The 22,172-nt window shown below is 40.5% G+C and carries 24 protein-coding genes and 1 tRNA gene; 18 read left to right on the top strand and 7 right to left on the bottom strand.

Annotated elements, in window-relative coordinates; translation table 11 throughout:
• Window positions 1–2: 2 nt before the first annotated feature.
• The 4 genes from recF to dnaA form a co-directional block, all read right to left on the bottom strand.
• Window positions 3–1,121, bottom strand: coding sequence for a DNA replication/repair protein RecF (gene recF, locus ASG85_RS04895; protein ID WP_047684002.1), 1,119 nt, complete (start codon window positions 1,119–1,121; stop codon window positions 3–5).
• Window positions 1,122–1,149: 28 nt separating this feature from the next.
• Complete coding sequence (yaaA, locus tag ASG85_RS04890) at window positions 1,150–1,365, bottom strand: S4 domain-containing protein YaaA (protein ID WP_047684005.1); 216 nt, start codon at window positions 1,363–1,365, stop codon at window positions 1,150–1,152.
• Between the two features lie 12 nt (window positions 1,366–1,377).
• Window positions 1,378–2,520, bottom strand: a complete 1,143-nt coding sequence (dnaN, locus tag ASG85_RS04885; RefSeq protein ID WP_060645524.1) for a DNA polymerase III subunit beta — start codon at window positions 2,518–2,520, stop codon at window positions 1,378–1,380.
• Window positions 2,521–2,699: 179 nt separating this feature from the next.
• Complete coding sequence (gene dnaA, locus ASG85_RS04880; RefSeq protein ID WP_057304385.1) at window positions 2,700–4,064, bottom strand: chromosomal replication initiator protein DnaA; 1,365 nt, start codon at window positions 4,062–4,064, stop codon at window positions 2,700–2,702.
• Between the two features lie 630 nt (window positions 4,065–4,694).
• Between dnaA and rpmH the strand changes: the two genes are divergently transcribed.
• From rpmH to ASG85_RS04820, 12 genes are all read left to right on the top strand, one after another.
• Window positions 4,695–4,829, top strand: a complete 135-nt coding sequence (gene rpmH / locus ASG85_RS04875; RefSeq protein ID WP_029196162.1) for a 50S ribosomal protein L34 — start codon at window positions 4,695–4,697, stop codon at window positions 4,827–4,829.
• A 146-nt stretch (window positions 4,830–4,975) separates the two neighbouring features.
• Window positions 4,976–5,335: a ribonuclease P protein component gene (gene rnpA / locus ASG85_RS04870; protein WP_057304386.1), complete on the top strand. Its 360-nt coding sequence runs from the start codon at window positions 4,976–4,978 to the stop codon at window positions 5,333–5,335.
• Between the two features lie 71 nt (window positions 5,336–5,406).
• Entirely contained in the window at window positions 5,407–6,174 is a 768-nt protein-coding gene (gene yidC, locus ASG85_RS04865; RefSeq protein WP_414858674.1) for a membrane protein insertase YidC, read from the top strand.
• Complete coding sequence (gene jag, locus ASG85_RS04860) at window positions 6,171–6,788, top strand: RNA-binding cell elongation regulator Jag/EloR (protein WP_057304387.1); 618 nt, start codon at window positions 6,171–6,173, stop codon at window positions 6,786–6,788. Before yidC ends, jag begins: the two co-directional genes overlap by 4 nt.
• Window positions 6,789–6,859: 71 nt before the next feature.
• A complete protein-coding gene (gene mnmE, locus ASG85_RS04855; protein ID WP_060645523.1) occupies window positions 6,860–8,236 on the top strand; it encodes a tRNA uridine-5-carboxymethylaminomethyl(34) synthesis GTPase MnmE in 1,377 nt (458 codons plus the stop codon).
• A 46-nt stretch (window positions 8,237–8,282) separates the two neighbouring features.
• Entirely contained in the window at window positions 8,283–10,181 is a 1,899-nt protein-coding gene (gene mnmG / locus ASG85_RS04850; RefSeq protein WP_057304389.1) for a tRNA uridine-5-carboxymethylaminomethyl(34) synthesis enzyme MnmG, read from the top strand.
• Window positions 10,182–10,184: 3 nt separating this feature from the next.
• Window positions 10,185–10,913 (top strand): 16S rRNA (guanine(527)-N(7))-methyltransferase RsmG, encoded by a 729-nt coding sequence (gene rsmG / locus ASG85_RS04845; protein WP_060645522.1) that lies wholly within the window; start codon window positions 10,185–10,187, stop codon window positions 10,911–10,913.
• Between the two features lie 334 nt (window positions 10,914–11,247).
• Window positions 11,248–12,063 (top strand): nucleoid occlusion protein, encoded by an 816-nt coding sequence (noc, locus tag ASG85_RS04840; RefSeq protein ID WP_057304391.1) that lies wholly within the window; start codon window positions 11,248–11,250, stop codon window positions 12,061–12,063.
• Window positions 12,064–12,224: 161 nt separating this feature from the next.
• The gene (locus ASG85_RS04835; protein ID WP_047684031.1) at window positions 12,225–12,983 is read left to right on the top strand and encodes a ParA family protein; all 759 of its coding nucleotides are present in this window, start codon (window positions 12,225–12,227) and stop codon (window positions 12,981–12,983) included.
• A complete protein-coding gene (locus tag ASG85_RS04830; RefSeq protein ID WP_060645521.1) occupies window positions 12,980–13,852 on the top strand; it encodes a ParB/RepB/Spo0J family partition protein in 873 nt (290 codons plus the stop codon). Before ASG85_RS04835 ends, ASG85_RS04830 begins: the two co-directional genes overlap by 4 nt.
• Before the next feature lie 171 nt (window positions 13,853–14,023).
• Window positions 14,024–15,184, top strand: coding sequence for an aminotransferase class V-fold PLP-dependent enzyme (locus ASG85_RS04825; protein ID WP_060645520.1), 1,161 nt, complete (start codon window positions 14,024–14,026; stop codon window positions 15,182–15,184).
• Window positions 15,185–15,199: 15 nt separating this feature from the next.
• Window positions 15,200–15,691 carry a DUF4446 family protein gene (locus ASG85_RS04820; protein ID WP_060645519.1) on the top strand — a complete coding sequence of 164 codons (492 nt, stop codon included), beginning with the start codon at window positions 15,200–15,202 and terminating at the stop codon, window positions 15,689–15,691.
• On the opposite strand, the gene yyaC is transcribed toward ASG85_RS04820, so the two are convergent.
• On the bottom strand, window positions 15,666–16,289 hold the full coding sequence (yyaC, locus tag ASG85_RS04815) for a spore protease YyaC (protein WP_060645518.1): 624 nt from the start codon (window positions 16,287–16,289) through the stop codon (window positions 15,666–15,668). The genes ASG85_RS04820 and yyaC overlap by 26 nt on opposite strands.
• Before the next feature lie 97 nt (window positions 16,290–16,386).
• On the opposite strand from yyaC, the gene ASG85_RS04810 reads away from it, so the two are divergent.
• The 4 genes from ASG85_RS04810 (at window position 16,387) to ASG85_RS04795 (ending at window position 17,901) form a co-directional block, all read left to right on the top strand.
• On the top strand, window positions 16,387–16,623 hold the full coding sequence (locus ASG85_RS04810) for a DUF3343 domain-containing protein (protein ID WP_057304396.1): 237 nt from the start codon (window positions 16,387–16,389) through the stop codon (window positions 16,621–16,623).
• 18 nt (window positions 16,624–16,641) lie between these two features.
• Entirely contained in the window at window positions 16,642–17,481 is an 840-nt protein-coding gene (locus ASG85_RS04805; RefSeq protein WP_060645517.1) for a mechanosensitive ion channel family protein, read from the top strand.
• Between the two features lie 47 nt (window positions 17,482–17,528).
• Window positions 17,529–17,744 (top strand): DUF951 domain-containing protein, encoded by a 216-nt coding sequence (locus tag ASG85_RS04800; RefSeq protein WP_029196148.1) that lies wholly within the window; start codon window positions 17,529–17,531, stop codon window positions 17,742–17,744.
• Window positions 17,745–17,813: 69 nt separating this feature from the next.
• Window positions 17,814–17,901 (top strand) — tRNA-Ser (locus tag ASG85_RS04795).
• 214 nt (window positions 17,902–18,115) lie between these two features.
• Here the strand turns inward: ASG85_RS04795 and ASG85_RS36775 are convergent.
• The gene (locus ASG85_RS36775; RefSeq protein WP_082562261.1) at window positions 18,116–18,400 is read right to left on the bottom strand and encodes a transporter; all 285 of its coding nucleotides are present in this window, start codon (window positions 18,398–18,400) and stop codon (window positions 18,116–18,118) included.
• A gap of 329 nt (window positions 18,401–18,729) precedes the next feature.
• On the opposite strand from ASG85_RS36775, the gene ASG85_RS04790 reads away from it, so the two are divergent.
• Entirely contained in the window at window positions 18,730–19,161 is a 432-nt protein-coding gene (locus tag ASG85_RS04790) for a hypothetical protein (RefSeq protein ID WP_060645516.1), read from the top strand.
• 152 nt (window positions 19,162–19,313) lie between these two features.
• Here the strand turns inward: ASG85_RS04790 and ASG85_RS04785 are convergent, their stop codons facing one another.
• The gene (locus ASG85_RS04785; RefSeq protein ID WP_060645515.1) at window positions 19,314–20,678 is read right to left on the bottom strand and encodes a right-handed parallel beta-helix repeat-containing protein; all 1,365 of its coding nucleotides are present in this window, start codon (window positions 20,676–20,678) and stop codon (window positions 19,314–19,316) included.
• 193 nt (window positions 20,679–20,871) lie between these two features.
• Here ASG85_RS04785 and ASG85_RS04780 point away from each other — a divergent pair, with 193 nt between their 5' ends.
• Window positions 20,872–22,113, top strand: a complete 1,242-nt coding sequence (locus ASG85_RS04780; RefSeq protein WP_060645514.1) for a hypothetical protein — start codon at window positions 20,872–20,874, stop codon at window positions 22,111–22,113.
• Window positions 22,114–22,172 lie beyond the last annotated feature (59 nt).

Here is a 22,172-nt window from a genome sequence, read left to right as displayed (position 1 = left end):
CCTCAGCTCCTGCCGCTTACATTTCCTTTCAAAACATGAAACACGGAAGCATGATCCAGTTGATCCAAATGGACACTTTCTAGACCTGTTGTTGTAATAAAAGTTTGGACTTTCTGCTGAAATGTACGGATCAGTTGTGTTTGTCTATACTCATCAAGCTCGGATAGCACATCATCCAGCAATAATAGGGGATACTCGCCAACTTCCTCATGAATAAGCTCTATTTCTGCAAGCTTAAGTGATAACGCTGTTGTTCGCTGCTGACCCTGTGATCCATACGTTTGGACTTCTTTGTCGTTGATGTAAAAAAGAAGATCGTCACGATGAGGGCCCACTAACGTAACACCTCTTCGGAATTCCTGATCTCTAACCAATGATAACTTTATCATAAATTGGTCTAATAAAACAGATTCATCTTCAAACGGTGTCATGTCAAAAGAGGGGGAATAGCGAATAAGTAGCTCCTCACTATCGTTCGTAATCCCTCTATGGATCGTTTCCGCCCATTGTTGTAGCTTCTTAATAAAGCTTTGACGCTTTTTCATAATTTTAACACCATACTGTGCTAATTGTTCATTCCAAATGTCTAACATCGCGTCTGGCGCGGTTTTTCCTGGAAAAGATTGCTTTAAATAATTGTTCCGCTGCACCAAAATTTTCTGATATTGCGATAAATCATGCAGATAGGAGGGCTGTACTTGGCCAATCTCCATATCAAGGAAACGCCTTCTAATACCCGGAGTTCCTTTGACGATCTCCAAGTCTTCCGGAGCAAACATGACCACATTCAAAGCACCGATAAAGTTACTAAGCTTCTTTTGTTCGAGGCCATTGATTTTCGCTTTTTTACCTTTGGTTGAAATGGAGAGATCCAGCTTACAGCTCCCATATCGCTTCTGAATTTCCGCATGCAGCTGCGTCTGCTCACCGTTCCAGCCAATTAATTCTTTATCCTGATGGGTGCGATGTGATTTCGTCATGGCCATTACATAGATTGATTCCAATAAATTAGTTTTGCCCTGGGCATTAGGTCCAACGAATATATTCACATTGCTATCCGTTGTTAGCTCAATCTGGTCATAATTTCTGTAATGACTGAGTACGAGTCTATTCAAAAACATGGGTGGCCATCCTCCTGGGTTAATCCGATCAGGAGCTAACGACTTCGAATTGTCCGAAACCCTCCACGGTTACCACATCTTGCGGCACGAGTTTCCGGCCTCTACGATTTTCAGCTTGTCCGTTCACTTCAATTTTTGTATCCACAACAAAAAATTTGGCTTGTCCACCTGTGGATATACAGTCCGATAATTTCAGAAACTGTCCAAGTGTAATATAGTCCGTATTTATGGGGATCTGTTTCATATAGCGCACTCCTTAATTCGTTGTTCGATACGGCAAAATAAGCTGCAGAATGTTTGTGGAATCTTGTGGTTTCATGATGATTGGCTGCATAGCTCCAGTAAATCCGATGTGAATGAACTCAGAATCAAGAACTTTAAGCGCATCGAGCATATATTTGGAGTTAAATGAGATTTTGAGTAACTCACCGGCAATATGCTGCAGGTTAATTTGCTCCGTTACTTTTCCAAGTTCGGAAGAACTTGAAGAAATCTCAATCGTCTGGTCTTCAAGCATCATCATTTTCACGATGTTTGTCTTATCTTCTCTGGAAAGTAAGTAAGCACGGTCGATGGCTTCAGCTAATTCTTTGGTTGGTACAACCATTTCGGTTTGAAAGGATTGCGGAATCAGCTTCGATGTATCCGGGTAAGTTCCGTCTAAAATGCGAGAATAGAACAAAATTGAATGAATTTTGAATAAAACCTGATTGTCTGAAATAACTATATCTATAAGGGAGTTTTGATCAGGCAAAATTTTGCTTAATTCGTTCAGAGTTCGGCCTGCGATAACAATGTTAGGTAGTTGATGAGCATTATCATTATCAACCGTTACTTCTCTACTAGCGAGTCGATGACGATCACAAGCAATAAATTTCAGTTTATCACCTGAGATGTTCCAGAGCACACCCGTAAGAATAGGCGTCGATTCATTTGTTGATACGGCATATGAAGTTTGCTTTATCATCGTTTTCAGCAAATCGCTGGGCAAACGAAGCATTTTACTTTCTTCAATTTCAGGCAGCAGCGGATACTCATCTGGATCGAGCCCCATGATTTGAATCTCAGAAGAACCAGAACGAATAATCGTTTGAAAGTTATTTCTTACTTCAATTTCGATTAATTGTGCAGGTAGTTTACGAATAATTTCAACGAAGAATTTGGCTGGAAGAACGACACTACCGGCTTGAAATAGTTCAATAATTTTAATCTTATCATTTTCACTAGGGGTAAAGCTTTGAATCGAAATATCTGTATCGCTTGCTGTAAGGGTTACACCGCTTAAGGTTGCATCTATTTTGATCCCTGTAAGGATAGGTATGGTTGTACGAGAGGATATGGCCTTGGAAACGTGACCAATGGATTCAATGAGATGGTCTTTTAGGATCGTTAATTTCATGATTTCACTCCTGTGGTTCTTTTTTTCATTGCGTTAGCATAATCATTATATAATAACATTCTTTATTAGTAATAGCAGTAGGGGCTCTGGATATGTGGATATGTGGATGAACCTTATATAAATCAAGCCTATCCACATGTGAATAGATTGTGCATAGGCTCACCCAAAATTAAATGTTATCAAGAGGGGTTCTTGATGCGTTCTGTCAGATTATGAACGATCTTGTAAAGATCCTGATCTACTTTTAATTGTTGTGATATTTTATCATGGGCATGGATAACCGTTGTATGGTCACGACCACCAAAATTATCTCCGATTTTCGGCAAAGAGAAGTCCGTCAGCTCACGTGCCAGGTACATCGCGACCTGTCTAGGGAATGCGACGGCTTTTGTTCGTTTACGGGCTTTGAAATCCTCTAGCTTTAAACCATAGAATTCTCCAACCCGCTGCTGAATATCCTGTATCGTGATGACCCGTGGTCGATTCGATGGAATAATATCTTTCAATGCTTCGGCTGTTAGATGCACGCTAATATCCTGATTAATAAGGGATGAATATGCAACAACTCGAATTAAAGCACCTTCAAGCTCACGAATATTCGTATCAATTTGGTTCGCGATATAGATCATCGCTTCATTCGGAATTTCAAGATTCTCTGCTTTCGCTTTCTTGCGAAGAATGGCTATGCGTGTTTCTAAATCTGGGGGCTGAATGTCTGTAATTAATCCCCACTCAAATCTCGAGCGTAACCGATCTTCCAGGGTTGGAATTTCTTTGGGCGGCCGGTCACTAGAGATAATAATTTGTTTGCCTTCTTCATGAAGCGCATTAAATGTATGGAAAAACTCTTCCTGCGTACCTTCTTTACCAGCGAGGAATTGAATATCATCAATCAATAGTACATCGATCGTTCTATATTTATTACGAAATCCTTCGCCGCGGTTATCACGGACCGCATTAATAAATTCATTCGTGAACTTTTCTGATGAAATATATAAAACACGTGCCCCAGGGTTATGTTCTAACACATAATGGCCAATGGCATGCATTAAATGTGTCTTACCTAAACCAACTCCTCCATAAAGAAAGAGGGGATTATAAGCTTTAGCTGGTGCTTCGGCAACAGCCAAGGATGCAGCATGAGCGAATCGATTGCCGGATCCGATAACGAACGTATCAAATGTATACCTGGCATTCATCATATTGGTGAAATTTTCTTCACCTGTAACGATCGCAGGACCTTTAGGTGGAATAACAGCTGGTTGAACCGCTGTTGACTGAGATTTCTGCTCTTCCGTTTCAATGATGAATTTCACAGAAACATGTTTACCCGTAAAGTCATAAATGGTTCCTTCAATTAGCTTGGTATAACGGCTTTCGAGCCATTCCTGAGCAAAATTGTTAGGCGCACAAATAACGACAGTTGAATCATTGAATACTGTCGCTTTGGTTGATTTAAGCCAAGTGTCGAAGCTTGGTTTACTGAGTTTGGTTTGAATAATTGTTAAAATTTGCTGCCATAAGTCCGTAGAATGGCCTTCCACAGTAATTCACTCCTTTGAAATCAAACATGTGGCATAAGGCCAGTAAAGATATGTTCGGTTTATAAAGCTTTATTGTAAAATCTCGAATATAAGCAATTCACATTAAACGTTCGGCTTAATCGAAATCTGTATATAGCTTGTGCGGTTAACAACGAAAAGAACCTTTATGTCTGATGCGGTCAAGAAAGGACGATTTTTGTCGATTTTATCCACATTACTAAGGATCGGCTGAAATGACTTATTCTTGTAGAGGGAAAATTGTGCACATTGTTATCCACAGGTTGTTGATAAGTCGGAGAGTTAGTGGTGTCTATCCACAACAGAAACATTATCATCTTATCAAAAGATTACTTGTTAATCAACGGATTGTTTGATATTATCCACATTTACAACAAGTTGTGCATAGATTTTGTTCACAACACAAGATATTGTTGATATTATGTTAATTTTCGACAAGCTTCTCTGTGGAGAGGTGAAATTTTATACACAGGTTGTTCTTTTTTTATATTTATGGAGAAAATGTCTTCTTCACCTGTACACTCGGGTATGTTGACTTTCTGCTGTAGAAATGATTTAATGAGTAGTAGAAATTTTGTAGGATGGATATCCTCAGGTAGGGAGGTGCTATAGATGGGTCCGACGTTTAACCCGAATACGAGAAAGCGTAAGAAGAATCATGGTTTCCGTAAAAGAATGAGCACGAAGAACGGTCGTAAAGTTCTACAAGCTCGTCGTCTTAAAGGAAGAAAAATTCTTAGCGCGTAAAAATGAGGCTCCGGAAGGGGCTTTTTTTTTTGCATTTTGTTGGATGGTTTATATGGGGATATTTCTGTTAAAACTATATAAGCTAACTAATATTGTATAAAAACAAAATTTAATCTTGGAGTCATCTGTCTGGAGCGTACATAATCGTGGAAAAAATATATAGATTAGCTAAAAGAGAAGACTTCAATAAGGTATATCGGTATGGGAAGTCGATGGCCAATCATCAATTCGTTCTATATTATTTGCCTCAACCTAAATTGGAACAGTTTCGACTCGGTGTGTCTGTTAGCAAGAAGGTTGGCAATGCTGTCGTACGAAATCGGCTCAGACGAATGATGAAGGAAATTATCCGGCTGAAAAAAGAGAATATGACGCCACATTATGACTACATCTTATTGGCTAGAAAACCAGTTGTTGAAATGGACTATGCCGAGATGGAGAAAAGTATCTGGCATGTGATACGCAAAGCTTCTTTATTAAAAAGAAATGATGTCATTAAAAAGTAACGTAATATTTCCTTGCGAGCTGAAGATGTGTTATAGTTTATGATGGAAAAGATATTTAGGAGGATCTCATTTTGACTCGTCGAATTTATATGCTAGCTTCACTCTCAGCGTTGATCTTATTACTGTCCGGATGCAGTCCGTCAAGTGCAGCTATGGCACCTATTGATCCGAATACCGCAAGTTTTTTCGTTAAATATTTTGTGTACCCGCTTTCTATGACGCTGGACTGGTTCGCTGATCATTTATGGGGTCAATACGGATTATCCATCATGGTCGTTACCTTGATCATTCGTTTAATTATTTTGCCGCTTACACTTAAGCAGTATAAAAGTTCCAAACGGATGCAAGATCTACAGCCAGAGATGAAGAAGCTCAAAGAAAAGTATAAAGATGATGCGAAGAAACAGCAGGAAGAAACAATGAAGCTGTTTCAGCAAAATGGTGTGAATCCATTAGCAGGATGTTTCCCGATCATTGTTCAAATGCCAATTCTGATTGCTCTTTATCAAGCGATTATGCGTAATGACCACATCCGTGAACATACTTTCCTATGGATGAATCTTGGACAACCGGATCACCTGTACATTCTTCCGTTGATTGCCGCGGCAACGACATTCGTTCAACAAATGTTTATGTCTTCCCAAATGAATCAACAAATGAAAAGCTTATTATATATTTTCCCAGTTATGATTTTCGTGATGTCCATGAATTTCGCAGCAGCACTTCCGCTTTACTGGATTTTCGGTAACATCTTCACAATCATTCAGTCTTACTTTATTTATGGTTCTCCTGCATCGCAAAAAGCGGCGCAAAAAAATAAGGGTGGCCTGTCCAAATGAAAAAAATTGTGGTGACTGGAAAGACTATTGAGCTAGCGGTTAAATCCGGTTTATCTCAATGGCAAGTTTCCGAGGATCGTGTAAACATTCATATTTTGGAGCAACCCTCTCGAGGGTGGTTCGGATTTATTGGTACCAAAGAAGCTAAAGTAGAGCTTGAATTGATTCCAGATCCACTTGAGGAAGCCATTGCTTTCTTACAAGATATGTTCACAGCGATGCAGATTTCCATCACCATAGATACGCGTAAAGATCGTGAAGGCTATATCTTGAATATGAGTGGCTCTGAATTAGGTATTCTCATCGGTAAAAGAGGACAAACACTGGATGCTTTGCAGTATTTGGTGAATATCGTTGCAAACCGGTATGCGAATTCTCACTTTCGTATTATCTTAGATGCGGAAAATTTCAGGGATAGACGTAAGAAGACGTTGGAGGAGCTCGCAGTTAGACTCGCCAATCGTGTGATTAAGTCTAAAAAAGAAGTGATTCTTGAGCCCATGAATTCTCAAGAACGAAAGATTATTCATGCCGAATTACAGGGACATCCAGTTGTAAAAACATACAGTAAAGGCGAAGAACCGAACCGTCGGGTGGTTATCGCTGTCAAATAACGCTACCGCAATGACTTTGATCATGTCATTGCTTTTTCTTTAAGATGAGGTAAATTCGAGGTGTAAATACTATGTTAAATGATACGATTGCTGCTATTTCTACACCGCTTGGTGAGGGTGGGATAGCGGTTATTCGTGTGAGCGGAGACGAAGCGGTTCCACTCGTGGAACGTATTTTCCGCTCTAAAACGAAATTATCTGTTGCTGAGACGCATACGGTACATTATGGATTCATAATAGAACCTGCTTCTGCCCAAAAGGTAGAGGAGGTTCTAGTTACGTTAATGAAAGCTCCGCGTTCATTTACGATGGAAGACGTCGTGGAGGTCAGCTGTCACGGGGGCATTGTTTCTGTGAAGAAGGTACTTGATCTATTGCTGCAGCAGGGAGTTCGGTTAGCTGAACCCGGTGAGTTCACGAAGCGGGCATTCTTGAATGGTCGGATCGATCTGACCCAGGCTGAAGCGGTAATCGATTTAATCCGGGCCAAATCGGATAGAGCTTTCAAGGTAGCTTTGAAGCAAGTTGAAGGAAATTTGTCGAAACAAATCAAACATTTACGTTATATATTAGTGGAATTGATGGCTCACGTGGAAGTTAATATTGATTATCCTGAGCATGACGTAGAAGAAATGACGAACACTTTCATAAAGACCAAATGTGATAGGGTAATGCTCGAAATTGACCGTCTTTTGGTAACCGCTGAGCAAGGGAAGATATTGCGAGAAGGTATTGAAACGGCCATTGTTGGTAAGCCAAATGTCGGCAAATCTTCACTTCTCAATGAATTAGCGCAGGAGAATCGCGCAATTGTAACGGATATTCCAGGTACAACAAGGGATGTTATTGAGGAGTTCGTGAATATTGGCGGTATTCCTTTGAAGCTGCTTGATACTGCAGGCATTAGGGAAACGTCAGATCTCGTTGAACAAATCGGAGTTGAGCGTTCGAAGACTGCCTTAGCTGAAGCGGATCTCATTTTGTTAGTTCTGAATAGTAATGAAGAGCTTGAATTCGATGAAATTGCGCTTATGAAACAATTAGCGGATAAGCAGACGATTGTCATTTTGAATAAGACGGATTTAAGTAGAAAGCTGAATATCGAACAGGTTCTGAGTTATTTTCCACATGAACGTATTGTTGAGTTATCACTGATTGAGAATAAAGGTATTGAAGATTTAGAAAAAGCAATCGCGGCAATTTTCTTTGAGGGTAAACTAGAATCAAGTGATTTGACGTATGTTAGTAATGTTCGTCATATTTCGCTATTGAAGCAAGCTAAACGTTCGTTACAAGATGCACTTGATGCTAATGAACAATATGTACCTATTGATATGATACAAATTGATATTCGAGCAGCCTGGGAGCAGCTTGGAGAGATTATTGGCGATTCCGTAGGAGAATCTTTGATCGATCAAATATTTACACAATTTTGCTTAGGAAAATGAAAACGACAGCATTTGCGTTTTCATAAAAGAGGGAGGGACGTTTATTATGGGATATCATGCAGGTGATTATGATGTTATTGTCATCGGCGCCGGACATGCAGGTTGTGAATCTGCACTGGCCTCAGCACGCATGGGTTGTAATACGCTTTTATTAACGATTAATTTAGACATGGTCGCATTCATGCCTTGCAATCCATCTATTGGTGGTCCTGCGAAGGGCCACGTTGTTCGAGAGATTGACGCGCTTGGTGGGGAAATGGGTCGTAACATCGACAAAACGTATATTCAGATGAGAATGCTGAATACAGGCAAGGGCCCCGCGGTACATGCGCTGCGCGCTCAAGCGGACAAATTTGCTTATCAACATAAAATGAAAGAAACAATTGAAGCGACTCCAAACTTGACGTTACGTCAAGGTATGGCTGAAGAGCTCATTGTTGAAGGCGGTGTATGTAAAGGCGTCATCACTAAAACAGGCGCTGAATATTATTCCAAAGCCATCGTGTTAACGACAGGTACTTATTTAAGAGGGAAAGTTATTATGGGCGAGCTGATGTATGAGAGCGGACCCAATAATCAACAACCTTCTGTTAAATTATCGGAATCCTTACGTAAACTTGGATTTGATCTTGTTCGGTTCAAAACAGGGACACCGCCTCGCGTTCACAAGGATACAATTGATTTTAGCAAAACTGAAATTCAACCTGGTGATGATGAGCCTAAATTTTTCTCATTTGAGACAAAAGCAGCTGAGATTGGTGGTAATGAGCAGCTGCCATGTTGGTTAACGTACACGTCTGAGGAAACGCATAACATTATTAATTCTAATTTACACCGTGCACCGATGTTCTCGGGGGCTATTGAAGGAACAGGACCAAGATATTGCCCATCTATTGAGGATAAAATCGTTCGATTTGCTGATAAACCTAAGCATCAAATCTTTCTAGAACCAGAGGGACGTAATACTTCGGAATATTATGTTCAAGGGTTATCAACGAGCATGCCGGAAGATGTTCAATTGGGTATTTTGCGCTCGATCCCTGGATTAGAGAAAGTGGAAATGATGCGTACCGGTTATGCTATTGAATATGATGCGGTAGTTCCTACTCAGCTGAAACCATCTTTGGAGACGAAATTGGTAAGTGGATTATTCACTGCTGGACAAATTAATGGAACATCAGGCTACGAGGAAGCTGCTGGCCAAGGGGTTATGGCTGGTATTAATGCGGCTCGTAAAGTTCTAGAAAAAGAAGCTATCGTTCTGGATAGATCGGAAGGATATATCGGTGTTCTGATTGATGATCTTGTAACCAAGGGGACGAATGAACCTTATCGTCTGCTAACATCACGCGCTGAATATCGTTTACTTCTTCGCCATGATAATGCTGACCTAAGACTAACGCCAATTGGTCATGATATCGGGCTTATTTCAGACGAACGATACGCTGCATTTCTAAATAAGAAGGCTTTGATAGATCAAGAAATTGAACGTTTGACTAACGTGAAGGTTAAACCTGAGCCTCATGTGCAGGAATTGTTAGAGAGTTTGGAAAGTGTGCAGTTGAACAATTCTGTACCAGCCATTTCGCTGCTTCGCCGTCCTGAGATTGAATATAAACATATTGAACAAATGACTCCTTCTCCACTTGAGCTTGATGATGAAATGAAAGAACAAGTAGGAATTCAAGTGAAATATGCTGGTTATATCGAAAAACAAAGCAATCAAGTTGAACGCTTGCGTAAGATGGAGAAAAAGAAAATTCCGGATGACATCGAGTATAGCGAAATACACGGGATTGCGACGGAAGCTAAGCAGAAGTTAGCTAAAATTCGTCCGATATCTATTGGGCAAGCATCTCGTATCGGCGGCGTTACACCTTCGGATATTTCTATCCTGCTCGTTTATTTGGAACACTACAACAGAGTCATTGCGGCTAGAGGTTAATTCATGGATCCTATTCAACAACAATTTGTTCAATTATTAGATAAACAACACATTGCTCTTTCTTCACTACAGCTAGATCAATTTGAGTTGTATTACAAGACTCTTGTAGAGTGGAACGAGAAAATGAATTTAACGGGTATTACAGAGAGAGATCAGGTTTATTTAAAACATTTTTATGACTCTCTTTCTGTTTCTTTTAATTATAATGTGGGACAAGTATCATCCGTTGCAGATATTGGCTCTGGAGCTGGATTTCCGAGTATTCCTTTGAAAATCGCTTTTCCACATCTTAAAATTACGATCGTGGATTCTTTGAATAAACGTATCTTATTTTTGAGAGAGTTAGTTTTGCAACTCGGGCTTACGGATACCGAATGTGTTCATGGTAGAGCAGAGGACATTGCTAGATTACCTAAATATCGAGATCAATTTGATTTGGTTACTGCTAGAGCTGTTGCACGATTGCAGGTTCTAAATGAATTTTGCCTTCCTTTTGTTAAGAAAGGCGGCACGTTCATTGCGATGAAAGGTTCAGAGATTGATGAGGAACTCAGCGAGGCATCATTCAGTTTAGCAGAGTTGAGAGGGAAGGTAGTCAAGGTGAATCGAATGCAGTTACCGATCGAGGAATCGATCCGGCATTTTGTGGAGATTCAGAAATTAGCTTCTACTCCAGCTAAGTATCCTAGAAAGGCGGGTATCCCGCTGAAAGAGCCTTTAATCAAATTGTGAATTTGTTCCACGTGAAACATTTACATGGATCCGACTGTCAAATAGAAGGAAATACAGACTCTATGTTGAATTAATAATAGAGTGAATTTAACCTAGTTTATTAGTAATTTCAAGAGATTACACTTGTCACACTTCGACGTAATATTAACAAAATGTTTTCGTTCGTTGAAAAGAAAGATTAGGTTTACACTTTTGCTTCGCATCAACCTTGACAAACGCAACCGTCCATAATGGACGAAGGTGCCGTTTATCCTTGTGTAGGACGAAGAGGTCGTCTATCTTTGGATCATTTTGGTCGCTTAAACTACGGGAAGAGTTGGTGGTAAGTTTTCCTATGAAAGAACAAATTTCAAAGCTATTTGGCCTAACAGATCGATCAACGACTGACGAGGTCAAGAACATATCGGTGAATAGCATTATTCCAAGTCCGTATCAGCCAAGGTTATTGTTTGATGATGATCGAATTGATGAACTCATGCAAACGATTCGCACACATGGGATCATTCAACCCATCGTTGTCAGAGTTAAAAACAACACGTTCGAGCTAATTGCCGGTGAACGACGTCTAAGAGCTGTTAAAAAGCTTGGTCTGGATACAATCCCTGCGATTGTACGTGATTTCAATGATTCTCAAGCAGCGTCTATTGCTCTTATTGAAAATTTACAGCGTGAAGGACTTACTGCAATAGAAGAGGCAGCAGCTTATCAACAGTTAATAGAGATGCATGATTTAACACAGGAAAGCTTAGCGCAGCGTCTTGGTAAAAGCCAATCAACGATTGCAAATAAGATTCGATTATTGCATCTAAGCGAGCCAGTTAAAATGGCATTAATGGAACGTAAAATTACTGAACGTCATGCCAGAGCGTTATTGGCGCTTGATCAAGAAGAATTGCAAGTAAAAGTTCTCGAAGAAGTTATCGCCAAAGAGCTCAACGTAAAGCAAACAGAAATTAAAATTAATTTTTTGAAGGAAGCTACTAAGCTAAAGAAATCTCGTCGCGTCTCATTTACGAAGGATGTTCGTTTAGCTTTAAATACGATTCGTCAATCCGTAGAGATGGTTTCGAGTTCTGGTTTGAATATTAATACGTCTGAGCAAGATCATGATGATCATTACGAAATTATAATTAAGATTCCTAAACGATAATAAAGCATTTATTGCTACCTTAAACGGCGCAAGCCGTTTTTTTGCTTCTTATGGACATAAACTATCAAATATTGATAAGGTAACTCGCTCATAGATATGTTAAGATAGTAGTACTGCTTTAGTATGGCATTTGGAACATAAGCGATTGAGGTGAAATGGTTTTGTCTAAAATAATTGCAATAACAAATCAGAAGGGTGGCGTCGGTAAGACGACAACTTCTGTGAATTTAGGTGCTTCCCTAGCCTCTTTAGGGAAAAGGGTGCTTCTCGTTGACATCGACCCGCAAGGCAATACAACAAGTGGTATTGGTGTAAACAAAGCGGATGTTGTTAATTGTATTTATGATGTACTAATTAATGACGTTCACCCCAAAGATGCAACAGTTGAAACAAATGTTCCAAATCTCAAAATAGTACCTGCTACGATACAGTTAGCTGGGGCTGAAATAGAACTTGTTCCAACGATTTCAAGAGAAGTACGGTTAAAGAAATCCCTCCAGTTAGTGAAACATTTATATGATTACATCCTTATTGATTGTCCTCCGTCACTAGGCCTTCTAACCATTAACTCATTAACTGCTGCCGATTCTGTCATTATCCCAATTCAATGTGAATACTATGCGCTTGAAGGATTAAGCCAACTGCTCAATACCGTTCGCTTAGTTCAAAAGCATCTTAATACAGGGCTTCAAATTGAAGGTGTTTTATTGACTATGTTTGATGCTAGAACTAACCTTGGTATACAGGTTATTGAAGAAGTCAAAAAATACTTCCAAACAAAAGTATATCAAACGATTATTCCAAGAAATGTTCGCTTAAGTGAAGCGCCCAGTCATGGACAATCCATTATTACGTATGATCCTAGATCAAAAGGCGCGGAAGTGTATTTAGAGCTTGCGAAGGAAGTGATCTCTGTATGACCAAAGGCCTTTCTAAAGGTTTAGGTAAGGGATTGGATGCTTTAATTACTTCTTTACATATTGATGAAAGTGATAAAGTTATCCAAATTCCATTATCCCAATTGAGAGCAAACCCTTATCAACCTAGAAAAAATTTCAATGAAGATAGTATTAGAGAGTTAGCAGATTCAATTAAGGAACATGGTGTTATTCAACCGATTATTGTTCGTAAAGTTCTCAAAGGATATGAGATCATTGCGGGTGAGCGGAGATTCCGTGCTTCTCAAGTAACAGGGATAGCGACGATTCCTGCTGTTGAAAGAAACTTCTCGGATCAACAAGTCATGGAAATCGCTTTGATTGAGAATGTACAACGTGAAGATCTCAACGCGATGGAAATTGCTTTTGCTTACCAAGGTATTATTGATCAGTTTTCTCTAACACAAGAAGAGCTATCTGCGAAGGTTGGAAAGAGTAGATCGCATATTGCTAACTTTCTGAGATTGCTGCAACTGCCTGAATCCATTAAACAATATGTTTCACGTGGAACATTATCAATGGGACATGCTAGAGCCATTGTGGGTGTGAAGGACGATAAGGTGAAGAAAGATCTCGCTGAAACGACCATCAGTAAACAATGGAGTGTACGTGAGCTTGAAGAAGCTGTGAAAACGTTAGAAGAGACACCTGGGCAAGAAAAAGAAAGAAGTAAGCAAAAAGAAAAGAATAGAGATCCATACATTAATCAAGCCGAAGATCAGTTGAGAGATATTTACCGCACGACGGTGAAAATCAAAAATCAGCAGGATAAAGGTAAGATTGAACTTCTCTATTATTCCAAAGACGATTTAAACCGTCTGCTAGAATTACTTCAAGGTAAAATCTCTTAAAATTAGATAGCATACCGATGGTTTTCTTTCGAACTGAAAGATCAAACTAAGGTATGCTATATTTATGAGTTGATGAGTAAGTTTACAACTAACGTGCTTCGCACAAGCTTATCAAGCGTGCTCGTCTTTAAGGACGGCGAGAGCCGTTTATCCATGAGAGAGGGTGACAAAATGAAGGGTGTTATGTATTTTGATCAAGCCGCATCTTCGTGGCCAAAACCGCCAGCTGTTATGGATGCTATGATGCAATGTATGCATGAGTTCGCAGCCAATCCCGGCAGGGGCAGCCATCAGATGGCAGTGAAAGCCAGTAGGATATTATTTGAGACTCGTAAAAATATGGCGCGTTTATTTGGGATAAGAAATCCTAATGATATATCGTTTGCATTAAATACAACCCATGCGCTGAATCAAGCAATCAAAGGATTCGTAAAAGCTGGAGATCACGTGATATGCACTAATATCGAGCATAACTCCGTGCGTAGACCGCTTGAATATTTGAAGTCCACTGCTCAGATTGAACTTACGTATATCCCTAGTGATGAACAAGGTAATATTCGATTAGATGAGTTGAAGAAGGCATTCCAACCCAATACAACGCTTGTAGTTGTTAATCATAGCTCTAACCTTTTGGGAACTATTATGCCAGTTGGTGAAATAGGAGACATCTGTCGTGCACAAGGCGTTAGGCTGCTCGTAGACGCAGCTCAGAGTGCCGGTATACTGCCAATTGACGTGATGAGTATGAATATTGATATGTTGGCATTTCCGGGCCACAAAGGGCTCCTAGGGCCTCAGGGGACTGGTGGTTTATACATTCATCCGGACATTGATTTAGAGCCGCTATTACATGGAGGTACAGGGAGTCAATCGGAGGCCGTACACCAACCCACCGTGCGACCAGATCGCTATGAAGCTGGGACACAAAATACAGTTGGAATAGCGGGACTGAATGAAGGCGTGAAATTTGTCTTAGCTGAAACCGTAGAAAAGATTCATGATAAAGAGTGGCGTCAAACTCAGCTCTTGATGGAAGGATTACTGGGAATTAAAGGAGTCACGGTTCTTGGGCCGACGCTTGGACAAAATAAAACAGGAATTGTTTCCTTTAATATTAACGATGCGGATTCATCGGAAGTAGCCTTTATCCTGGATCAATCTTTTCAAATTGCCGTCCGTTCAGGTTATCATTGCACGCCGCTTGCGCATGAAGCTGCTGGAACTTTAGCTAAAGGTGCAGTAAGAGCGAGTATTGGCTATTTCACAACGGATCATGAAGTGGAAACGTTGATTGATGCTGTAAAAGAGATTCAAACGCAGTATGCGAAGTAGAAAGAGGGATAGATCATGGGGGAACTGTTTGGCCTTGATGGTGGGGTCATCGTATTAGCTTGTTTCACATTAATCGTTGTGCTATTTATTTTCATATTAGTTGTATCCATTAAATTAGCTTCGTTGCGTAAACAATATACACAAATGATGAACGGCTCAAAAGCAGAGAATGTAGAACAACTCATTATTGATATGCAAAAAGGATTGAACGAGCAAAAGGCCGAATCAATAGCGACTTCAGCCAAGGTTGAAACGATTCGTCAAGCATTGATGAAGACAAAATCAAAAATCGCGATTCATCGCTATAATGCATTCAATGAAGGTGGAAGTGATTTAAGTTTTACAATTGCTATAGTAGATGATTATCAAGATGGAGTCATTCTAACGGGAATACATAGCCGCGAGCAAATGTATTTATATGCTAAGCCAATTCAGAATGCACAATCAACCTATACGCTAAGCCCTGAAGAAAAAGAAGCGATTAATCAAACTTTAAAGCAGCCGTAGCATTAGGTGTATAAGATTGCGTGCGACGCAAAGCTGAATGTAGAGCATCGCCAATAATATTCGCCATATTCATAACTAAGCTAAGCCGCGTATTCTGTAGGACGAAATACTCCATAAATCCACCAACATTTACAATTCCGGTTACATGGATGTTACCAACTGGTGGCAAATCTTTATTAACACCGGCCCCCGGTTTAAGAGGTCCATCTGCAACCTGAATGCAGCCTACGCTGGATACTTGACCAAGGCAAGCATCGATGGCAACGATGAAGGGGTTTTGAAACTGGTTGTTGATTTTATCCACGGTTTCAGCTAAATTCATGGCATGGACAGGCTCATCTAAAGTACCGAAAAGATGGAGGTTGCGGAGGTTGGTCGTTCGATTCAAATGAGAACCAACTAATGGTCCTAAGGAATCACCAGTTGAACGGTCGGTTCCTACACATATGACAACGATTGGTTGATAGGTTGGTAGTTTGCTAAAAATGGTGTGTAAATGCTTTGAGAGAAGATAAGGAGTATCGGCATCTGTGTGTTGAATCTTCAGTGGTTCTAGAACCGTATTTTTCACTCCATCGAAACCAAATTGGAATTTCATCGTATCCCTCCAAATGTTACTACTTTTTTTACTAGTATATGGAGAGATAGGGACATTTATACGTAGAAGAGGGGGGTTTTCCCTGAAACTTTCAATCATGTTGCTAGCGTTCGATTCTACTCAACAAGCACTGAGGGCAGAAATGCTGCTAGAGTATGCAGATATCGAGATCGATATAAGACCAACTCCGAAAGAAATCACTGCGGGCTGCGCACTGTCTATCGAATTTCCGGGAGAGAATTTAGAACAAGTAAGAGACATTATTCATTCTGAAAGTGTTGAAATAAGAGGCATCTATTTTAAAAATGACGATAAATATGTTACGATGGAATGAAATTAAGGGGGGCTGCACATGGCCTTTGTAACTAGGTTTTTTACAGATTTAGGTCAATGGATACACGAACATATAACGAAACCGGAAATGATAGCTTCGATATTTTGGATTGTTGTTAAAATTATATTAATCTATGTAGTAGCTAAAATTTGCATAAAAATCGCTGATAAAACAATTGCGCATATGATTTCAGCAAGAGATAAGTCTCCGTTGAAATTTGATAGAAGAAGAACGAACACAATAGGAAGTCTCATACATAATCTAATAGCTTACACGATCAATCTCATATGCATAATGCTGATACTAGGGCAAGTGGGGTTAAATATAGGTCCTTTACTAGCTGGAGCAGGTGTACTCGGACTAGCGATTGGTTTCGGGGCACAGAGTTTGGTCAAAGATGTAATAACAGGTTTCTTCATCATCTTTGAGGATCAATTCGGAGTGGGGGATGTCATTCAGATTGATTCATTCAAAGGTACAGTGGAAGAAATCGGGATTAGAGTAACCCGGATTAAAAGTTGGACCGGTGAAGTGCATATTATTCCGAATGGGAATATCAAACAGGTCACCAATTTTTCCACTTACAATTCACTGGCCGTAGTTGATGTGACGATTCCTCTTCATTTGGATATTGATAAAGCCACGGAAATCCTCAAGGAAACGGTAAAGCATGTTCAACTGCTTACCGATGATATTGTGAAAGAACCTGAGGTGCTTGGTGTTCAGATGGTGGGTACGACGGATTTGAAAATTCGTATTATTGCGGAGTGCAAGCCGACAAGACAATTTAATGTCACTAGACTTCTAAATATCGAGATTAAGAAGCAACTTAATATCACACAAATAGAAGTGCTATAACCCACAAAGATTATGTCCATAAATTCGGAAAAGGCGGTGGCAGACGAATGGAGAAGAAGCAGTATCAACTTGGCGATATTGTTCAAATGAAAAAGCCCCATCCGTGTGGCACCAATGAAATGGAAATCATTCGGATGGGTATGGATATTCGGATCAAATGTGTAGGATGTAAACACAGTGTATTAGTGCCGAGAACGAAGTTCGAAAGTAAGCTGAAAAAGGTACTCCGATCCAATACAGAGATACAAGAAGAGTCCTCCTAAAGGGTTCAGGAAAAACACTTGCGAGAGCCTGACTTTTTTGATACAATAAGTCCTGTTCTCGCTTTTCATGGAAAGGTACCCAAGTGGTCCAAGGGGGCTGACTCGAAATCAGTTAGGCGTCGCGAGGCGTGCGTGGGTTCGACTCCCACTCTTTCCGTACAAGCTTTAAAGTAAGTGGCTCTAGGACTGAGCCATTTTTTTTATTTCTCTAAACGAGAAAATTTCATCGGAAAAGTACCTGACTGATCCGGACATGGAAATAATATATGTCGTTTTGTCAAAACGGAGTTTTTATATAAGTCAAAAAGGAACAAATGCCTGAGCAAATTTCAAGGCGGTTGTTCCTTTTTTGTTTAGTGCGATTTTGACTTTTAGTATAGAGTTGGAATTGGAGGACACGAAACAGCATCAATTAAGTTTGAATCGAATCCGTAAAACATCCAAAATGCGCCATTCCATCGATAACCTGAAATTTCACCATATTCAACCCGAGTTGGGTAAAACCAAAAGTTTTCTCCAGTCCATAACCACACATAAGTGTATTGATATTGGCAGTCAATTATATAGGATGTAGAAGGTTTTGCTGGGACAAACATAGGCGGAGGAGACTGTGGTTTTGAGGTTGCTCCTTGAGATAGAGGCGGCATAAATGCCATTTGATTCACTCCTTATGAAGAGATATTATTTATTCCAAACTGGTCGCCTTTCCTTTATACAATATGTAGGTGAATAACTATAGGACACGGTGCAGATGCCTATTTGCCGCGCACATCTAGAGTATGTTAAGGCGTCGCGAGCTGTGTTGGTTCGACTCCCACTCATTCCGTACTCTAATGGAACAAGGTCGTGAAACAAATTAAGAGCTTTTTACGTCTATGAAGACGTAGAGGGCTCTTTTGCTTTTGTAGGTAGGGAATAAAAGGCAAGGAAAGGAAGCAAAATAACCCCATATCTAGGCATAGGTAAAATGAGGAGGCAGAACGATATGAGAATTTGGGTGATGATGCTTCTGGTGCTGTCTGTGGTCGTTACAGGGTGCTCCAAGAAGAATGAGGGGGGCATAGCAAGTCCAACTGCCGGAGTGACTGTACAGCCTTCTCCAGGGGCTTCTGCGACGCCGAACGGGACAAGCAGTCCAACAACGGGGGGGACAGCTACTGCGACACCAAAGGCCGGCGACAATGCGACGAAGGATGAGCCGCTTCCTAAGATAACGAAGGAACAAGCCGATAAAATAAGTATGACAGGCACCTACGATGACGTAGTAAAACTGACAGGATCCAAAGGCAAGCTGGTTAAAGATGAGAATGGAAAGAAAACGTATGAGTTCGAGATATCCAATCAACCTGGTTACTATGTGCAGCTCGTTTTCTTTGCGGATGGGAAGATATCGGAGAAGCGAGTTTATCAGAAATAACGAGATATAAAAGGCCGCACACCTAATGGGTTGTGTGGCCTTTTTGCTTTATTATTGGCGATAAAAAACCTAATATAGGGATCTTAGGTCGGGGATCAAAGTCTCCTATTAAACGCGTCGTTCATCTTTGAATGGCCTCGATAAAGGTTTTCTTATAAGGTAGAAGTGGTTGTATTTGTGCCTTTATCGAAAATTTTCTCACCATTGCCTGAACCCACATTGCCAAAGAGGATGGTTTCTCGGCAATTAACATCCGAGATGCGGATCGGTGCTTTGGTACAGGTGTTTAGGCTATTACCCGTTAACTGATTGTTATCCGAGTACGAACCGCTATCTTTGCCTTCGACAGCGAGTAAAATGCCATCTGCTTTACAACTGCGAATAGAATTCTGACGAATTTGATTAGCATAAGCATTAATGAGGACAATACCGTTATTACCTATAGCCTGGAGCTGATTATTGGATATGATATTGCGATGAGGGCGTTTTTGTTGAATGTCCGCTTGTCCCACCAACTGAATACCAATATCATCGATATCATTTAGAATATTAGTAGTAATCATATTGGAAATGCAGTGACCCTTGAGGCGGATGCCAAAGGTATACCCTTTATTTCCGCTTGAATTCATAAAATTCTCAATGATATTATCGGAAAGGGTATTAAACTGACACGGTTCTTCTTTGGGACCAGAGATAAGGTCAATGCCAGACTGATAGCATTTCTGCATGCGATTTCTCGCGATGACAGAACGACTGCTGCCATTGGTCAAAGTGATACACGTTTGAAACAACATGTTGAAATGATTTTGCACAAAATGATGATTCTTACCATTACTGCACCAGATGCCATAACCTTGGGTATCGTAATCCAGCGTTCCGATGATGTTATCGAAGGTACAGTTCTCGACAACTACTCGGTTAGAATCAACGGATTTTATGCCATTATCAATCATCGAAAAGGTGCAATCTGTAATGGTAATGTCGGTAGCTTGGTCGAGTGCAATTCCGCATTCAATGCGTGGAACCGAGGCATTTCCGAAGGATCCAATTCCTTGGAAGGATAACCCCTGGATATGTACATGTTGAACCGCAGATAAATTAAGTAGACCAAATTTATGAGTGGATGACCGAAGGATGCTGCTGCTGCCGGCCCCCATTAAGGTTATGTTCGCGCTCACGCGTAAGGGTATCTTGAGGAAGTACATGCCTGGCGGGATGTAAACGATGCCTCCTGATAGAGCAGCAGTATCAATTGCGCTTTGGATGAAAGGAGCATCGTCTTCATCGTAGCGTCGGTTGCCGCGGGCTCCGAAATCTTTGACATTATAAATAAGTGTGGAAGGAGATGCTGCTTGAGCAGTTAAGCTAGTTGTGAAGATGTCTCCTGCTACAAAAGCTAAACCTGCGGCGCCAATTGAAGAGAGCAGTTTTCTACGGCTAAAAGAGGGTGTAGATTGGTGCGGAGGGTTAAGATCAGAAGATGCTACTTCACGCTGTCTATCTTGATTTTCGTTCAAAAAATTTCACCTCATTAAAGGAATGGTAGATATAGTAAATTATAAGATAAAGCGAACAGAACGGGAAGAGCAGAAGTATCATTGAACAGAGTTAATACTTTGTTAATAATTCATTTAGATAGATTCAATAAGCCTACATTAAAATAAATAGTAAGGAAACGTTTCCCCTAAATCGTATCAAAGGAGAACAAAGATGAAACTTAGCAAAAAAGGAATTACTGTACTTTCATTTACGGTTGGAGCCTGTCTATTCGTATCTACTGCTTTTGCCGATACGCTGCTTGGATCTGGATATGACCGGCTGAAAGATTCAGCAAAAAACACGGCTGCACTCATGGAAAAGGATTTGAACAACTATACGATCGAGGCATTGTATACGTTGAAGGATAATAACCAAACCTTGCTTCAAGCTTCCATGATCAAGAAAATGGATACGGTAAAACAAACGTCTGAAGACAATACGGTGACTAAAACCGCAATGGGCGAAACCACCTCAGATTATTCGTATTCCGACAATAAGCTTTCGGTTAGGAAAAGCGGCAAGGAGGATACTTATTATGTCACGGAATATCCGGCTAATGTGAACAGGAAAGGGCCAACACAGTTCGACAACCCGTTTAAAGAGAAGGGAGCAGCGGAGATCGAAAAGATTGTTGACGCTGTGGTAGGCTCTCTGAAAGATTATGTGCAAGTAGAGGAAGGGAAAGACGGCGGAAAAGTATATGCGGGCAGCTTGTCCGAGGCACAAGTGCCGGCCGTCGTAAATGCTGTCTCCTCCTTTGGTATCAAGCAGATGTTTAACGACGAGAGGGATATACCGGATATAGAGAGCGATATTTTTGTGAAAAAGGTTGTGGGTACGGCCGTTGAAAATAAAGCAGGCTATCTGGAAAATGTGACGGGTGATATTACCCTGTCGGGAAAAGATAAAAACGGTGTTCAGCATGACTTAAATCTAAATGTCATTGTAAAGCTTTCTGAGATTGCCAATACGAAAATTGCCATGCCTGACCTAACAGGCGCGAACGTTGAGAAGGTCAGTTATTCGGGCGGATTCAGCAGCAAATATGTAGGAACATATAAAAATGATATCATTATGGACAAAGACGGCAAGTTTGTGAAGATTGGCGAGAGAACGGTTGAAATCACAAGCGTAGACGGCGATAAAGTGACAGGAAAGTACTCAGAAACTGTTTATCCTGGTTTTGAGAGCGAGTATCCAAACAAGGATGCATTTGACTTTGCATACAATCCAGTGTCATCCACAACTTTTACTTACACAGATGCGAAGGGCGAACAGAAAAATGGAATGATTCATCCAAACTCTGCTGGTAAGGTTTATTTTGAAATGGGTATACAGGTTATGGATAAAAACTCATACAAATCTAGCTCGAAACCATATTACGATGGAGAATTTAGACGCATATTTGAATAGAAATGGGGTTCAGGAGGCTGCAAATGCAGCTTCTTGAACATTTTTTGGGGAGATGATGA

The sequence above is a fragment of the Paenibacillus sp. Soil724D2 genome (genome assembly GCF_001427935.1).
In the GTDB taxonomy this organism is placed as follows: Bacteria; Bacillota; Bacilli; order Paenibacillales; family NBRC-103111; genus Paenibacillus_E.
This window is presented reverse-complemented; position numbering and strand designations above follow the sequence as displayed.

Excerpts from the sequence above, each read along its gene's own strand:
- recF (WP_047684002.1), bottom strand. The coding sequence starts at position 1,121 with ATGTTTTTGAATAGACTCGTACTCAGTCATTACAGAAATTATGACCAG.
- yaaA (WP_047684005.1), bottom strand. The coding sequence starts at position 1,365 with ATGAAACAGATCCCCATAAATACGGACTATATTACACTTGGACAGTTT.
- dnaN (WP_060645524.1), bottom strand. The coding sequence starts at position 2,520 with ATGAAATTAACGATCCTAAAAGACCATCTCATTGAATCCATTGGTCAC.
- rpmH (WP_029196162.1), top strand. The coding sequence starts at position 4,695 with ATGGGTCCGACGTTTAACCCGAATACGAGAAAGCGTAAGAAGAATCAT.
- jag (WP_057304387.1), top strand. The coding sequence starts at position 6,171 with ATGAAAAAAATTGTGGTGACTGGAAAGACTATTGAGCTAGCGGTTAAA.
- mnmE (WP_060645523.1), top strand. The coding sequence starts at position 6,860 with ATGTTAAATGATACGATTGCTGCTATTTCTACACCGCTTGGTGAGGGT.
- mnmG (WP_057304389.1), top strand. The coding sequence starts at position 8,283 with ATGGGATATCATGCAGGTGATTATGATGTTATTGTCATCGGCGCCGGA.
- rsmG (WP_060645522.1), top strand. The coding sequence starts at position 10,185 with ATGGATCCTATTCAACAACAATTTGTTCAATTATTAGATAAACAACAC.
- noc (WP_057304391.1), top strand. The coding sequence starts at position 11,248 with ATGAAAGAACAAATTTCAAAGCTATTTGGCCTAACAGATCGATCAACG.
- ASG85_RS04830 (WP_060645521.1), top strand. The coding sequence starts at position 12,980 with ATGACCAAAGGCCTTTCTAAAGGTTTAGGTAAGGGATTGGATGCTTTA.
- ASG85_RS04825 (WP_060645520.1), top strand. The coding sequence starts at position 14,024 with ATGAAGGGTGTTATGTATTTTGATCAAGCCGCATCTTCGTGGCCAAAA.
- ASG85_RS04820 (WP_060645519.1), top strand. The coding sequence starts at position 15,200 with ATGGGGGAACTGTTTGGCCTTGATGGTGGGGTCATCGTATTAGCTTGT.
- yyaC (WP_060645518.1), bottom strand. The coding sequence starts at position 16,289 with ATGAAATTCCAATTTGGTTTCGATGGAGTGAAAAATACGGTTCTAGAA.
- ASG85_RS04810 (WP_057304396.1), top strand. The coding sequence starts at position 16,387 with ATGTTGCTAGCGTTCGATTCTACTCAACAAGCACTGAGGGCAGAAATG.
- ASG85_RS04805 (WP_060645517.1), top strand. The coding sequence starts at position 16,642 with ATGGCCTTTGTAACTAGGTTTTTTACAGATTTAGGTCAATGGATACAC.
- ASG85_RS04800 (WP_029196148.1), top strand. The coding sequence starts at position 17,529 with ATGGAGAAGAAGCAGTATCAACTTGGCGATATTGTTCAAATGAAAAAG.
- ASG85_RS36775 (WP_082562261.1), bottom strand. The coding sequence starts at position 18,400 with ATGGCATTTATGCCGCCTCTATCTCAAGGAGCAACCTCAAAACCACAG.
- ASG85_RS04790 (WP_060645516.1), top strand. The coding sequence starts at position 18,730 with ATGAGAATTTGGGTGATGATGCTTCTGGTGCTGTCTGTGGTCGTTACA.
- ASG85_RS04780 (WP_060645514.1), top strand. The coding sequence starts at position 20,872 with ATGAAACTTAGCAAAAAAGGAATTACTGTACTTTCATTTACGGTTGGA.